The organism is Vicinamibacterales bacterium (genome assembly GCA_036496585.1).
In the GTDB taxonomy this organism is placed as follows: domain Bacteria; phylum Acidobacteriota; class Vicinamibacteria; order Vicinamibacterales; family 2-12-FULL-66-21; genus JAICSD01.
The window spans coordinates 45,041-59,902 of sequence record DASXLB010000018.1 but is presented as its reverse complement, the minus strand read 5'-3'; the positions used below and the strand labels follow the sequence as shown (position 1 = coordinate 59,902).

At 68.9% G+C, this 14,862-nt stretch carries 9 protein-coding genes and 1 other RNA gene; 7 read left to right on the top strand and 3 right to left on the bottom strand.

Features of this window, described 5'->3' with window-relative positions:
• Both VGI12_05890 and VGI12_05885 read left to right on the top strand, forming a co-directional pair.
• The coding region (locus tag VGI12_05890) for a helix-turn-helix domain-containing protein (protein HEY2432186.1) at nucleotides 1-274 on the top strand (274 nt) is incomplete at its 5' end.
• 20 nt (nucleotides 275-294) lie between these two features.
• A complete protein-coding gene (locus VGI12_05885) occupies nucleotides 295-1,377 on the top strand; it encodes a tyrosine-type recombinase/integrase (GenBank protein HEY2432185.1) in 1,083 nt (360 codons plus the stop codon).
• Nucleotides 1,378-1,401: 24 nt separating this feature from the next.
• On the opposite strand, the gene ssrA is transcribed toward VGI12_05885, so the two are convergent.
• Nucleotides 1,402-1,753: a transfer-messenger RNA gene (ssrA, locus tag VGI12_05880) on the bottom strand.
• 114 nt (nucleotides 1,754-1,867) lie between these two features.
• On the opposite strand from ssrA, the gene VGI12_05875 reads away from it, so the two are divergent.
• Both VGI12_05875 and VGI12_05870 read left to right on the top strand, forming a co-directional pair.
• Nucleotides 1,868-4,186: a hypothetical protein gene (locus VGI12_05875; protein ID HEY2432184.1), complete on the top strand. Its 2,319-nt coding sequence runs from the start codon at nucleotides 1,868-1,870 to the stop codon at nucleotides 4,184-4,186.
• The gene (locus VGI12_05870) at nucleotides 4,186-6,495 is read left to right on the top strand and encodes a transglycosylase SLT domain-containing protein (protein ID HEY2432183.1); all 2,310 of its coding nucleotides are present in this window, start codon (nucleotides 4,186-4,188) and stop codon (nucleotides 6,493-6,495) included. Before VGI12_05875 ends, VGI12_05870 begins: the two co-directional genes overlap by 1 nt.
• 101 nt (nucleotides 6,496-6,596) lie before the next feature.
• On the opposite strand, the gene VGI12_05865 is transcribed toward VGI12_05870, so the two are convergent.
• Nucleotides 6,597-8,306, bottom strand: coding sequence for a hypothetical protein (locus VGI12_05865; GenBank protein HEY2432182.1), 1,710 nt, complete (start codon nucleotides 8,304-8,306; stop codon nucleotides 6,597-6,599).
• Between the two features lie 6 nt (nucleotides 8,307-8,312).
• Between VGI12_05865 and VGI12_05860 the strand changes: the two genes are divergently transcribed.
• The gene (locus tag VGI12_05860; GenBank protein HEY2432181.1) at nucleotides 8,313-11,066 is read left to right on the top strand and encodes a hypothetical protein; all 2,754 of its coding nucleotides are present in this window, start codon (nucleotides 8,313-8,315) and stop codon (nucleotides 11,064-11,066) included.
• Between the two features lie 86 nt (nucleotides 11,067-11,152).
• Here VGI12_05860 and VGI12_05855 read toward each other — a convergent pair whose 3' ends face one another.
• Complete coding sequence (locus tag VGI12_05855) at nucleotides 11,153-11,977, bottom strand: hypothetical protein (GenBank protein HEY2432180.1); 825 nt, start codon at nucleotides 11,975-11,977, stop codon at nucleotides 11,153-11,155.
• 132 nt (nucleotides 11,978-12,109) lie between these two features.
• Here VGI12_05855 and VGI12_05850 point away from each other — a divergent pair, with 132 nt between their 5' ends.
• Complete coding sequence (locus VGI12_05850; GenBank protein ID HEY2432179.1) at nucleotides 12,110-12,799, top strand: GntR family transcriptional regulator; 690 nt, start codon at nucleotides 12,110-12,112, stop codon at nucleotides 12,797-12,799.
• Between the two features lie 278 nt (nucleotides 12,800-13,077).
• Entirely contained in the window at nucleotides 13,078-14,841 is a 1,764-nt protein-coding gene (locus tag VGI12_05845; GenBank protein ID HEY2432178.1) for an ABC transporter ATP-binding protein, read from the top strand.
• Nucleotides 14,842-14,862: the final 21 nt, after the last annotated feature.

The following is a 14,862-nucleotide window of genomic DNA, read 5'->3' as shown; positions in this document are numbered from 1 at the left end:
GGACGCCCGTTCATTCGCCGAATCCGTCACAACGCCTGCCAGTGAAACGCGTCACGTCGAGCGGCGGCGTCAGCGCCCGTTGCCGATGCTGCTGACGATTGACGAAACGGCTGACCTGCTGCGCACGACGCGTCGCGCCGTGTACGCGATGGTCGAACGACGACAGTTGCCCGGCGTCGTACGCGTGCGCCGACGTGTCCTCGTGCGCTCGCAGGAGCTGCTAAACTGGCTCGACCAGAAAAGCGCGCTCTCGCTGAAGGAGAACAAGCGATGAGCGTGACCATACGACCGTACGTGGACGGCGGCTGGGAAGTGGATATCCGGATTGTCCTGCCGGACGGCGCCCTGATTCGCGAGCGACGAAAAGCCCTGACCGCGTCGAAGAGCGCGGCGCAACGGTGGGCCGAAGCGCGCGAGCGCGTGCTGCTGGTGAACGGCAAGCCGGATCGAGTCAAGGAGGTGTTGCGACCACCAACAACACTGCGGGAATTCGCGCCGCGATTCCTGGAAGGGCACGCCAAGGCCAATCGTCTCAAAGCGAGCGGCATCGCGTCGAAAGAATGCGCGCTTCGCATTCATCTCGTGCCGGCGCTTGGCGACAAGCCGCTGGCAGCGATCACGACCGAGGACGTCCAGCACCTCAAGTCCGCGCTCGGCACGAAATCACCGAAGACGGTGAACAACGTGCTGACGGTCTTGAATGTGCTGATGCGGACCGCGGTCGAGTGGGACGTGATCGACCGCGTGCCGTGTTCGATCAAGATGCTGCGCACGCCGCGAACCGAGGCGTCGTTCTATGAGTTCGACCAGTTCGAGCGGCTCGTCGAGGCGTCAGCGCGAGAGCCGCAAGCGCACCTGGTTGTGCTCTTGGGCGGCGAGGCTGGCCTGCGGCGGGGCGAGATGATCGGACTGGAATGGACCGACGTCAACCTGACCAAGCGGCAGTTGTGCGTGGCTAGATCAGATTGGCGCGGCCACGTCAACGCGCCGAAAGGCGGTCGCATCCGGTACGTGCCGCTGACGAAGCGGCTGGCGGCTGCGCTGCAGGCGGCAAGGCACCTTCGCGGTCCACGCGTGCTGTGTGACCAGGAGGGGAAACCGCTGACGCAGAAAGTGGTGCAGGTGATGATGCGACGGGTGGCGCGGCGAGCGAACGTGAAACCCGGAGTGCATATCCTGCGGCACACGTTCTGTTCGCATCTCGCGATGCGTGGTGCGCCGGCGCGGGCGATTCAGGAGCTCGCCGGGCATCAGGATCTCGGGACGACGCAGCGCTACATGCATCTGAGTCCGGCGGCACTCGACGCGGCCATCCGGCTATTGGATGGTGCGGAAACCCGTGGAGGAATCGTGGAGGCGCCGGGAAAACCGGGCTAGAAAGCCCGGTTTCATTGAGAAAAATGGTGGAGGCGCCGGGAGTTGCACCCGGGTCCGAAAATACATCCCCGCAGGAATCTACGATGCGTATCCGCGTCTGTGGTGTCGCGCCCGGCGTGAAGACCCGGAAAAACCGCCGGACACCAACCCCGAAAAATCTCGCCGCGATCGTCCGAGGCAGCCGATCACAGCCAGCCTGCTAAAATGACATCTGGTCCCCGCCCGCAGGCTGACGAGGGCAGACGCTCACAGGTTCTTAGGCTGCGAGAGCGAGCTGCGAATCCGCAGTTAGGTTGGTTTCCATCTTTTATCGAGGTTGATGGTCCTCGGCACGCATCCTGCGAAACAATATCTCCGTCGAATCTGGTTCGCCCCCTTTTGAAACGCTACCCCCATTGTACGACGCCTGGCAAGCCGGCGGAGCGGTTGGTGGGGCGCGCCGGAGGATCGGGGTGTAAACCCCTGCAAGTCATGGGATAATCACGACGTCATGTCGCTCGACGATCTGCAGGCGCAACTGCGAGGCGCGCTCGATCAGCAGTTCGCGACCCTCAAGCAGCACTACGAACAGGCCGTCGCGGAGGCCCGCGGCCAGGGCGCGGCCGAGGCGGAGCGGGTGGCCGGCGGCCGCCTCGAATCCGCGCGAGGCGCCTGGCAGGCCGACCTCGAGAAAACGGTGGCGGCGGCGCGCGCCGAAGCGCTGCAACAGGCGCTCGAACGGGGACGCGCCGAACGGAACGCTCTCGAACTCGAGTTGCAGCAACAGCTCGAGCAGACCGTCCAGCACTCGGTCAACTCCGTCAAGCGCAGCGCCGAGCTGCAGCTCGACGCGCTCCGTAAGCGGATCGACGAGGAGGTCAAGGCCGAGCGCGAACGCGGCCAGACGGCGCTCGAAGCCGAGTCCCGCCGCGGTCAGGAGGCGCTCAGCCAGGCCCAGCACGTGCTCGATGGCGCGCAGCAGACGCTCGCCGAGCGCCAGGCGCGCGCCTCGGCCGAACTCGAAGCCGTCAAGCTGCTCCTCGAAGCCGAGATTGCGTCCGCGCAGGCGCACGCCGCCGCTGCGGTGACCGAAGCGGACGCCGCCAGGACCCAGGCGAGCGCCGCCGCGAACGATCTCGCCGCGGCGCGCGAACAGCACGCCTCGACCCAGGCCGACGCCGACAGCCTCCGTCGCCAGCTCGCCTCGGTGCACGACGACGCCGGTGGCCTGCGCAATCAGCTGGGTGCCGCGCAGGCGGAAACTGCCGACGTGCGCCAGCAGCACGCCTCCGCGCAAGCCGAGACCGCAGCCGCCCGGGAGCAACTCACCGCCGCGCAGTCGGACGCCGCCGGCGCGCGCCAGCAGCTCTCGGCCGCAGAGGCCGCCGCCGCAGCGGCCCGCGAGCAGCTGGCCTCGATGCAGGCCGAGATGACGGCCGCGCGCGAACAGCTGGCTTCGGCGCAGGCCGACGCGGCAGCGGCGCGCGAACAGTTCGGGACGGCGCACGCAGAGATCGTGGCGATCGGCGAGCGACTCGCTTCATCGCAGGCTGACGCCACCGCGATGCGGGATCAGCTCACCTCGGTCCACGCCGATGCCGCCGGGATACGCGATCAGCTCGCGACGGTCCACGCCGACGCCGCCGGCGTCCGCGACGAGCTCGCCGCGGCCCACGCGCACGGCGCCTCCGCCCGCGAGCAGCTCACGGCGGCCCAGGCCGAGGTCGCCGCGGCCCGCGAGCAGCTCGCGTCCGTCCACTCCGACGCCACGTCGGGGCGCGACCAGCTGGCGTCGGCGCAGGCCGAGGCCGTCGCGGTGCGCGACCGAATGACCGCGGCGGAGACCGCCGCCGCCGCCCTCCGCGATCAGCTCGCATCGGCGCAATCGGAGAACGCCGCCGTCCACGCGCAGCTCGCGTCGGCCCAGGCCGACGTCGCGGTCGCGCGCGACGCCGCCGCAAAGGCCGGAGCCGCGGCCGACGCCGCCTCGGCGATGGTGGCGGCAGAAGCCGCCAGGAGTGCGGCGGCGATGGAGGCGATGAAATCGGCTGCGCCCGCCCCGACGTTCGCGGGCGCGGCGCTGTCGCGGCTGCCCGAATCGGTGCGCGCGATCGACGGCAGCGCGTCGCTCAGCCAGGCACTCGAAACGCTCCTGCAATACTCCGCAGCGATCGCTGGCCGTGCAGCCCTGTTCATCGTCAATGGCGATCGCCTGAAGCCCTGGAAAGCCGTCGGCATCGCCGACGCCGAGACGCGCACGGTGGAGTCGTCCATCACCGGATCCGACCTGCTCGCGCACGCCGTTCAGACCGGACGGGCCGCTCCCGCGTCGGCAGAGCGGCCGGCGCCACCGTTCGCACGACTGAACGGCGGGCAGGCGACGGCGGTGCCGCTGATGATCAGCGGCCGCGCGGTGGCGGTGCTCTATGCCGACACCGGCGGCGGCGAGGGCAGCGCCGGGTGGGCTGAAGCGATCGATCTCGCCGTCCGGCATGCCGCGGCGGTGGCGGCACTGCGAGCCGCGATGCGTACGCTCGACGTGGTGCGCGGCGATACGCCCGACGGGACCGGCGCCCACGGCAACGGGGAGGAGGGCGCCCGGCGCTACGCGCGCCTGCTCGTGTCGGAAATCAAGCTGTACAACGAGGGCGCCGTGCGCGCCGGCCGTGAGCAGCGGGATCTTCGCCGCCGACTGCGCGCCGAAATCGACCGCGCGCTGCGGCTGTACCAGGAGCGGGTACCCACGGCCGTCGGGGCGCGCGACCAGTTCTTCCAGCAGGAGCTGGTTCAGACGCTGGCCGATGGCGACCCGGCGCTCCTCGGGACCTGATGCGGACCAGGGGCCCCGCCCGCCTGTTCGTTTGCGCGGCGGTGGCCGCGTCGCTGATCCAGGCGTCCCCGTCGGCGGCCCAGGCTCCATCATCGCCAGCCGCCCAGGCGCCTCCGGCCTCCCCGCAGCCCGCACCGGCGCCGGAGCAACAGGAAGCCGAGCCGCTCCGTCCCACGGTCCACGCGGCGCTCCCGCAGAACATCGACGACTACTGGTTCGCGCCGCGCGCTGTCGAGCGCGCGTCGGTCAAAGGGACGCCGCTCGCCGAGGCTGCCACCGCCTACGCGGCCGGCAACTATGCGCCGGCGGCGAGCTATGCCCGACAGGCTCTCGCGGCCGGCGGCCCGCTGCAGGACTATGCGCGCTTCTACCTTGGCGGCGCGCTCCTCCGTTCCGAACCGGCGGAAGCCGAGAAGCTCTTCACCGCGATCCTCGATCGCAAGCCGGACGGCTATCTCTGGCTCGTCGCGTCACTCGGCCAGGCGGAAGCCGTCGAGGCCCGGGGCGATCATGCCGCGGCCGCGGACCTCTACGAAAAGCTGTCGACCCACAAGGCTGCTGCGGTCGACGACATGCTGGCGCGGATGGCCCGCGCCGCCTCCGCGGCCGGCGACCGCACGCGGGCGGCGGTCGCCTGGCAGCGCGTGTATTACGAATTCCCTCTCAGCGATGCGGCGAGGAGCGCGGGGGACGCGCTCCCCACGTTGCAGGACGTGGCACCCAAGGTCGACGGCAAGCGTGACCTCGGGCGGGCGCTGATCCTGTTCGGCGCGAAACGGTATTCCGAGGCCCGAAGCGCCTTCGTCATCCTCCAACCGCAGGCGAGCGGTGACGAGCGCGAAGTGATCGACCTCCGCATCGCCGAGTGCGACTATTTCCTGAAACGCTATGACGCTGCGCGCGAAGGCGTCCGCCCGTACCTCGAGCAGGCGTCCCGCCGCGCCGAGGCGCAGTACTTCTATCTGAGCGCGCTGCGAGCGCTCGGCAATCATGACGAGGCCGACCGCCTCACGCGGGCCCTGGTCGACGCCTTTCCCGACAGCACCTGGACCGGCGAGGCGCTCAACAGCCTCGGCACGCACCTCATCGTCACCAACGACGACGACGTGGCGGCGCAGACGTTCAAGGAGCTGTACGAGAAGTTCCCGACCGGCCCGTATGCCGAGCGCTCGGCGTGGAAATACGGCTGGCGCGCCTATACGACCGGACACTTCGCCGACACGGTTCGGGTGTTCGAGAGCGCCGCGGCGGCGTTTCCGCGATCCGACTACCGGCCGCCGTTCCTGTACTGGGCCGGCCGGGCGCGCGAGAAGCTTGGCCAGGCGGAATCGGCGCAGGCGCGGCTGCGGCTCGTCTATACCGACTACATGAATTCCTACTATGGACGGCTCGCCGGCCGACATCTGCCGGCAGTGAAGGCGGCGGTCGAACCGACGCAGGCCGTGCGGGTCGGCTACCAGGATGCCGGCGTCGCGCCTCCGGCGCCGGCCAGCCCGCCTCCCAACGCGGCGATCATCCGTCATCTGCTGGCCGCCGGTCTGTACGACACCGGGCTCGCCGAACTGCAGTTCGCGCAGAAGGCGTGGGGGACGTCGCCCGCGATCGACGCGACGATCGCCTGGATCTACCATCAGAAAGGGGATCTCCGCCGCGCCATCACCGTGATGCGCCGCGCCTATCCGCAATTCCTGGCCGAGAGCGGCGTCGGGCTGCCCGCCGAGATCCTGCAGGTGATCTTTCCGCTCACCTACTGGGACGCGATCAAGAAAAACGCGGCGCTCTACGAACTCGATCCATATCTCGTTGCGTCTCTGATCCTGCAGGAGTCGACGTTCGATCCGACCGCGAAATCCGGCGCGAATGCCTACGGGTTGATGCAGATCGTGCCGGCGACCGGCCGCCGTCTGGCGACCGCGGTCGGCATCCGCCGGTTCAATACGGCGATGCTGACCAACGGGGATACGAACATCCGTCTCGGCACGCTCTATTTCAAGCGGCTGGTCTCGCAGTTCGGCGGCACCTACTACGCCCTCGCCAGCTACAACGCCGGCGAGAACCGCGTCGTCCGCTGGAAGTCCGAGCGCCCCTCGATGGACGAGGACGAGTTCATCGACGACATCCCGTTCCCCGAGACGCAGAACTACGTCAAGCGCATCCTCGGCATCGCCGAGGACTACCGCCGCCTCTACGGCGAAGGCGAAGGGCACCCGGCCCCGGTCACGAAAGCACCGGCAAAGAAGAAGTCGTCCGCCGCCAAGAAGCCGACCTCGAAAAAGACGTCGAAGAAAAAGAAGAGCGGTGGCGCGTAGCCGGATCGATCTTGTTCTTTGTCCGCAAGGGCGTTGAGGCGGACCTGAAGGTCCGCGCTACAGCTTCCATCCCGCTCCGCGCGACAGCTTCGATCCTCTATTCACGGGTACGCGATCACTTCGTAGATCGTCATCCGATCGTTCGACGACAGCTCGTTGAGATTGGCGCGGTAGGGCTCGAGGCGGCGGCGGATCTCTTCCTGCCGGTTCACGTACATGTCCCAGTGCACGGTGATATAGCGCACCCGGTGGCGGGCGAGCGCGGCAAACGCATCGGACGAAGGAAACGAATCGAGGATCGGCGCGTCCCTGCGGAAATCGGCCGGGATCACGTCGCTGTAGCCGTTGACGAGCGGCAGCCAGTGCGCGGTCGAAAACAGCATGTACTGCGCGTGCAGCGGGAACGCGACGCGGTCGCCGTAGAACGGAAACTCGGCCACCGGCGCGCGGGCGCGATGCGTCAGCGTGGCATAGCCGTCGGGGATGACGGGCGCGGCGAACCATCGGATCGGGAAGACCGCGACGTCGGCGATCGCGGCGAGGACGGCAAGCGCGCCGAACGCGCCGCGCAGCCGCGGCGGAAGGCGCGCCAGCAGGTCGGAGATCGCCAGACAGGCAAAGAGCGCCAGCACCATGATGACGACGAGCCCGAGGCGCGACGGGGCGCGCAGGAACGAGAACGTCGGCAGATCATAGAGGACCCGATATAGGCCGGCGCGCGGACCGAACGACGCCCACAGCGCCAGCAGGCCGAGCGTTCCATAGACGAGCGCCGTTTCCCGGTGCGCCGATCGCCGCCGCAAGGCGAACACGATGCCGGCCGCGCCGAGGAAGACGGCGATGTAGCCCGGGAACAGCACTTCGAGCCAGGGACCGGCGCGTCGCGCGTAGTCGAGCAGGGGCGCGTGCGCGTGCGCCGCCGACACGAGATAGTCGATCGGGCGCGCCGCCCAGCGTGCGGTGTCGTCGACGGTCCGCGCGAAGCCGGTGTCGCGCTGCACGCGCAGATACGGGATGAACACCGGCACCGTGACGGCCAGCGCGAGTATGCCGGCCGTGGCGATCGCCTGCCACCACGAGCGCGATCGCCAGAGACGGCGCGTCGACGCGAGCACCAGAGTCGCGTAGCCGACGATCAGGCCGGCGAACACGCCATAGTAGGCGCAGGCGAGCGCCTGCGCGGCGAGCGTGAGCCCGAGGGCGATGGGCACCGTCCAGCCGACTCCGGCCGCAGCATCACCCGGCTCGCCGGCCGCCGGCTCGCGCCGGCAGGCGTCCGCCAGGCGGTGCAGCCAGTAGAGCGACAGGGGAATCCCGCCCGTGAAGAGCAGCTGAATGTGGGACAGGTGCGACATCACATACGGGCAGAAGGCGTATAGCACGCCGGCGGCTGCGGCCGCGGGGCGGCTGCCGCTCACATAGAGGAAAAAAAGATACGCGCCAGCGAATGCGGACGCGAAGGCCAGCAGCATCGCGGTATTGAGCGTCAGCCACGGATTGCGCGTCAGCCACCAGGCTGGGATGCCGACCACGCCCGGCAGCAGGTTGGCTTCCGAGTACGCCAGCGTGGTCCTGTGCGGCGCGAAGATGTTCGCATCGAACACGTGCAGCGGGTCGGCGACGAGCGTGCGCGCCACCCACGACACGTTCCAGATGCTGAACTGGCCATCGGCGTCGGTCGGAGCCGTGCGGCCGAGCCGCGACAGACCGGTGGCGAGCGGCCAGGTCATGAGGATCGCGAGAGCGACGGCGGCAAACGCGAGAAGGAGCACCTCGCGCGGACGCGCGATGGTGCCGGGCCTGACCTGCATGTAGAATTGCCCGTCATTGTAGCGCCGGTTTCGACACCACGTGCGGCCGCGATCGCGGCGGCCGCGTTCACCGCGGCGGCGGCGCTGCTGTCGTTCGGCGCGATTGCGTTCGCCGGTCCGTCGCCTTCGATGCTGCCAGCCGGCGCGCGCGTCGGCATCCTGTCGCTGGATGCCTGGCGGCTCGCGCTGTCCGCGCTGGCCGGCGCGATCGTGCTGGCGATCGGCTGGCGCCGCCCGGCCGCCCAGGCCTCGCTCCTCGCCGCGGTATCGCCGCTCCTGCTCGTGTTCCTGCCGTGGCTGCCATTCACCGTTCCCAACGCGTTCCTGATCTGGACCGGCGGCCTGTTGTCGCTCGTGTGGGTCGTGACGGGGACGGCGCTGGTCGGCGTGTGGCAGCCGCGAGTCCCGTCGGTGACCGCGGCCAGCCCGCGTGCGCAGACCGTGCTCGCGGGATTGGTGTCTTTCGTCGTGTTCGCGTCGGCAGCCTGGTTCGCCTCACCGTCCATTCCCGGCGGTGACGAGCCGCACTACCTGATCATCACGCAGAGCCTGCTCTACGACCACGATCTGCAGATCGAGAACAATCACCGGCGCGGCGACTATCGCGCCTACTTCGCCGGCGATCTGAATCCCGATTCGATCCGGCGCGGCCGCAACGGCGCCGTCTACTCGATCCACGCGCCTGGCCTGCCGGCGTTGCTGGTACCGGCGTTCGCACTGGGCGGCTATCACGGCGTGGTCGTCTTCCTGCTGGCGGTGGCGTCGGCCGCCTGTGCGCTGGCGTGGTATCTCGCCTGGCGGGTCACCGGCAGCGCCGCCGCCGCGTGGTTCGGCTGGGCGGCCGTCGCCGGTGCGGCGCCATGGATCCTCGAAACCTTCACCGTCTATCCCGATGGTCCCGGCGCCGCGATCGTCCTGACCGGCTTCTGGGCGCTGTTACGCGCAGAAAGGGAAGGACGCGAAGGAGGCGAAGGAGGCGAAGGACGGTCTTCGGTTCGCTGGTTTATTCATGGCTTGGCGCTGGCGTTGCTGCCGTGGATGCACACGAGGTTTTCGGTGCTGGCGGCCACGCTCGGCGGCCTCATTCTCGTCCGCCTCGCGCACGTGCCGAAATCGCTCCAGAAGGCGATCGCGTTTCTGCTGCCGCCGGCGGTGAGCGCGATCGCGTGGCTGTTCTTCTTCACGGTCCTCTATGGCACGCCGGATCCGTCGGCCCCGTACGGCGGCCGCGTCGACAGCGCGTTCGCGTTCCTGCCCAACGGGCTCGGCGGTCTGCTCTTCGACCAGGGCTTCGGGCTGCTGGCGACCGCGCCCGTGCTGGTGGTGGCGTTCGCCGGCTTCGCGCGCGCGCGGCGACTCGCGCTCGAGTGGTGCGTGGTGGCGCTTCCGTACCTGCTGGCGGTGACGACGTTCGCCATGTGGTGGGCGGGGATGAGCGGACCGGCGCGGTTTCTCGTGCCGCTGATGCTGCCGCTGGCGATTCCGGCGGCCTGCGCGTGGGCCGCCGCGACCACGCGCGGTCCGCGGATGGTGATGCTCGCCGCGCTGCTCGTCTCGATATGGCTGTCGGCGGTGATGGCGGCGGCCGGCGGCGGTCGGCTCGGCTACCACACGCGCAACGAGGGCGGTGCCACCGCCGCTCCCTGGCTGGAATGGGGGACGCGCGTGGTCGATCTCCCCTCGGCGTTGCCGGCCTTCGTACCCCTGCCGATCGGGACCGGCCTGCAGGCGCGCGTCGCGGCGGCCCGAAACGGATTCGGGGGGACACTGCCCTGGATCGTCTGTCTCGGCGCGGCGGCGCTGGCCGCGGCGCGCTGGATCGATCGCCGGCGGCTGGCCGGGACGCGGGCGATCGCGGCGCTGACCGCTGCGGCCGCCGCTGCCGTGATGGTGGCGGCCACCGTCGTATGGAAGGTGGAGGCGGCACCTTACAGTGCCGTCGCGGCACAGATGGACGCGCTGCGACTGCTCGCCGTTTCGCGGACGGCCGCCTTCGATCTGACAGCCCCCCGTCGCATTCCGCAGGCCGCCGCCTGGAACCTGTCGCTCGAGGTGCCGGTCGCGGTCCGCGCCGGCCGCGGTGGGCCGCGGCCGCTGAACCGGCCGCTTGCGGTCTTCCCCGGCGTGCCGGCGGGGTCCTACCTGCTCCAGGTGCGCCGCCACCGCGGGCTACTGAACACCGAGGGGTGGGTGATGGCCGGGGTCGGCAATGATCAATTCGCGATCGTCACGCAGCCGATCGGCGCTTTCGACGCCGGCGTCCGGATCGATCTCCCGGTGGACGTGCGGGCGCTGACGGTGCGGGCCGACGAAGGCGCGCGCGATCAGCTCGACGCGATCGCGCTGCGGCCGGTGTCGATGGCGTCCGGCCAGGCCCCCCACGAGACGGCACGCCGCGCGGTCCGCTACGGCGCGAGCGTGGTCTATTTCCTCGACGATCGCGCGTTCCCCGAGCCGTCGGGCTTCTGGGTCGGAGGAGGCCGGGACACGACCGTCGCCGCCCACGCCGATCGTCCGTCTCCGGCGCTGGCGATCCTGCTGAGGAACGGCGCGGCCGACAACCGCGTGCTGCTGGAAACGGCGGGCTGGCGGGGTGACGTGGCGCTCAAGCCTGGAGAAGAGCGGCGGATCGAGGTCCCTCTCGTTGCGCCCGGCACAGTGTTCCTGCGCATCCGATCCGAAGCCGGTTTCCGGCCGTCCGACGTCGACGGGCGGAACACGGACACGCGGTTCCTCGGCGTGTTCGTGCGGCCGGAGTAGGCGGCGGGAACGTCAGGCGATCAGCCGGCCGATGAATCCCACCACCCTGACCGGCGTCTGAAACTGCGGCGCCCGCCGGCGACCCGTCAGAACCGGGCGACCGCGCCGAAGTAGGGTCCCTTCAGCGTCATCGATCCGGAGTCGTGCTTCACCTTGTAGTACATGTCCCAGGCGCGGTAGCCGAGCTGGGCGCCGAAATGATCGGTGAAGTTCACCGTGCCATAGAGGTTGAAATCGTAGTACTTGCCCGAGTACTGGTCGGTGTTGAGCGCGCGGTCTGGCAGCTTGAACGCGCTGAATTCGCCGGAGATCGAGATGTTGGGCACGATGTAGCCGCGTCCGGCGATCCCGATGGCCGGAATCGGCGCGCGTGCGTGGGTGAACTGCGACGCGCCGACCGTCGACGCGGTCAGCGTCGCCTGGATGTCGGTGTACTTCAGGTCGAGGAGCAGGCCGACGAAGCCGCGGTCGCGGTAGACGAAATCCCATTCGTAACCGAAGCGGTACGCCTTCCACTGCAGCTCGGTGGTGACCGGTACGCCGATGTCGTATCGCTGTCCGTTGAACACGAAGGATGCGGTGACGACCTTCTGCGCCTCGTAGTCGATCGGCGTGTATTCGAAGCGGAACTTGTGCTTGGTGGCGGGACGCAGTACCACGTCGAGCTGCCGGAACTTCGTGCGCGCGATGCCGAGCTGATTGACGAAGTCGATGTTCGACCCGATGATCCCCAACGACTCGCTCGAGATGACAACCGGGTCCGGCACCGGGTCCCAGAACTCGACTCCCAGTTCCACGTGGTAGGTCTCGCCGGTAGCACGATTGGAGCTGGCGTGGCTGGCGCCATACTGCGCCTCGGCTGGGGCGGCCATGGCAAGGCCGGTCAGGCAACAGAGGGTGAATGCAAACACACGCGTGCGCATAGGTCGTTCCCGCCCCGGAAATGTTGATGAAAAACCGCCTGGCACGCGCCCGCTGGGAGCAGGCGCGGTCAGAATAGCACGTATTGCCGCTGGTCGGACCCGCTAGGTATACTCCGCCGCATGGTGAAGGCCAGGCCGGTTCGACGCGTGAAGGCCGATGCGCCGCACGTCGAACGCGCGTACCGCAACCTGAAAGCCGCCATCGTCGAAGGGCAGTATCGTCCCGGCGCCGCGCTGTCGGAAGTCGGGCTGGCGAGCGAACACGGGATGAGCCGCACGCCGATTCGCGAGGGGCTTGCGCGGCTCTGGCAGGAAGGCTACCTCGAACGCGTCGTTGGCCATGGCTACTTCGTGGCTCGCGTCACCGTGCAGCAGATTCACGACACGTTCGACGTGCGGCGCCTGCTCGAAGGGGCGGCGGCCGCGCGCGCGGCGGAGCTCGCGACGGAGGCCGACATCGCCCGTCTGCGCGCGCTGGCCTGTGTGCCGATGGGCGGCGGCCAGGACTACCGCGTATCGGAAACGGCCAACGTCCAGTTTCACCTGGCGATCGCCGCCTGCGCGCGCAACACCCTGGCGCTCGAGCTCATCGAGCGCTGTCTGGCGCAGATCGATCGTTTCATGTCGCTCGGCGTCAACTTCGGGCGGTTCAGCGAGAACGCGGCCGAAGCCCACCAGCAGATCGCCGAGGCGATCTCGTGCCGGGACGCCGCCGGCGCGCGCACCCGCATGGAAGATCACCTCGACTGCGGCAGCCGCCTGATGAAGGATGCGCTGCTGGGTGGCGATCTCACCGGCGTCGGCCTCTAGCGCTGGCGGACCCTGCCGACGGCATCTCGCTTGCTGTATCGACCGCGTATCCGACCGGGATTCCTAAAAATCTGAAGCGCGTCAGCATGTTGGCCTGATACGCCGACTCGCGGATCCAATCAGACGGTACGGCCGGGTCCAAACTTTCGGATTGTCGTTGGGAGGAGCGGGGCGTCCGGCTTCTGCCGGGCGCTCTGTTTTCCATCACACCCGCCCGTCCGCCGGGCGCGCCGACGCGGCCCTTGCCGCGGCGCCGCCTGCTATCCTCTGAGAGAACGATGCCCTCCCCGGCCCGGAAGCTCCTTCCCTACGTCGATCGTCACCGCCGCGCGTTCCTGACCGGCCTCGCGTGCGTCGTGTCGACGACGGCGTTTCAGCTGCTTGCGCCCTGGGTGCTGAAGTACGCCATCGACGATCTGCATCGCGTGGTCACGCGCGAGAAGCTGGCGCTGTATGCCGGGCTGCTGCTCGGTGTCTCGCTGATGCGCGGCCTCTTCCTGTTCCTGATGCGCCGGATCCTCATCGGGGCGTCGCGCGACATCGAGTACGACATCCGCAACGACTTCTTCGCCCGGCTCGAGCAGCAGCCCCTCGGGTACTACCAGGCGCGCCGCACCGGCGATCTGATGTCGCGGGCGACCAACGACCTCAACGCCGTGCGGATGATGATTGGGCCAGCGGTGATGTACACCGCCAATACCGTGCTGGTGTTCGTGATCGCGATCGGCGTGATGCTGACCATCGATCGCCGGCTGACGCTGCTGGCGCTGCTGCCGCTGCCGTTCGTGACGATCGCGGTGCGCTATTTCGGGTCGGCCATTCACCGCCGCTTCGAGCAGATCCAGGCGCAGCTCTCGGACATCAGCGCCGTTGTCCAGGAATCGCTCTCGGGGGTGCGGGTGGTCCGCGCCTACCGGCAGGAGGCGCACGAGATCGAGCGGTTCCGGCGATCGAATGAGGAGTACCTGCGGCGCAATCGGGTGTTAATCCGGCTGCAGGGCGCGTTCTATCCCAGCATGACGCTGTTTCTCGGCCTCGGGTCGCTGATGGTGCTGTGGGTCGGAAGCCGGGACGTCATCCACGGCCACATCACGCTCGGGGAATTCGTCGCGTTCAACGGCTACCTGGTGATGCTCAGCTGGCCGATGATCGCGTTCGGCTGGGTGACGAACATCCTGCAGCGCGGCCTCGCCTCGTGGGGGCGTATGCTCGAGGTGCTCGACCACGAGCCCGCGATCACCGATGCCGCGGTGACCGATCGGGGCCGCACCGCCGCACTCGACGGCGCCATCGACATCCGCAACCTCACGTTCGAGTACCCGCAAAGCGGGCAGCCGGTGCTCCGGGACATCAGCCTGCGCATCGAAGGGGGCCAGACCGCGGCGTTCATCGGCGCGACCGGGGCAGGCAAGTCGACGTTGATCTCGCTGCTGCCGCGTCTGCACGAGCCGCCGCCTGGCACGATCTGCATCGGCGGCGTCGACATCCGCGAAATCCCTCTCGCGCGGCTGCGCGGCGAGATCGGGTTCGTGCCGCAGGAGCCCTTCCTGTTTTCCGCCTCGATCGCTGACAACATCGTGCTCGGGGGCACGAACGACACGAAGGACACGAAGGACACGAAGGAGCGGGAAAGTGCGGCGGTCGCACGGCTGGATAAGGATGTCGCGGGCTTTCCCAAGGGGTATGCGACGACGATCGGGGAGCGCGGCATCACGCTGTCGGGCGGGCAGAAGCAGCGCACGGCGCTGGCGCGGGCGCTGTACGTCGATCCGAAGATCCTGATTCTCGACGACGCGCTTTCAGCGGTCGATACGTATACGGAGGAGGAGATCCTGTCACGGCTGCGCTCGGTGATGCGCCAGCGGACGTCGATCATCGTGGCTCACCGTATCTCGACTGTGCGTGAAGCCGACTGCATCTTCGTGCTCGACGCCGGACGGGTTGCCGAGCGCGGTACGCATGCGGCGCTGGTGGCGGCGAACGGACTCTACGCGGCGATGTACCGCAAGCAGCTCCTGGAAGAGGAGCTGCAGGCGAGTTAGCGAGGGGCGAGGCGGAGGACA

Coding starts and splice junctions, on each gene's coding strand:
- VGI12_05875 (HEY2432184.1), top strand. CDS start 1,868: ATGTCGCTCGACGATCTGCAGGCGCAACTGCGAGGCGCGCTCGATCAG.
- VGI12_05870 (HEY2432183.1), top strand. CDS start 4,186: ATGCGGACCAGGGGCCCCGCCCGCCTGTTCGTTTGCGCGGCGGTGGCC.
- VGI12_05865 (HEY2432182.1), bottom strand. CDS start 8,306: ATGCAGGTCAGGCCCGGCACCATCGCGCGTCCGCGCGAGGTGCTCCTT.
- VGI12_05850 (HEY2432179.1), top strand. CDS start 12,110: ATGGTGAAGGCCAGGCCGGTTCGACGCGTGAAGGCCGATGCGCCGCAC.
- VGI12_05845 (HEY2432178.1), top strand. CDS start 13,078: ATGCCCTCCCCGGCCCGGAAGCTCCTTCCCTACGTCGATCGTCACCGC.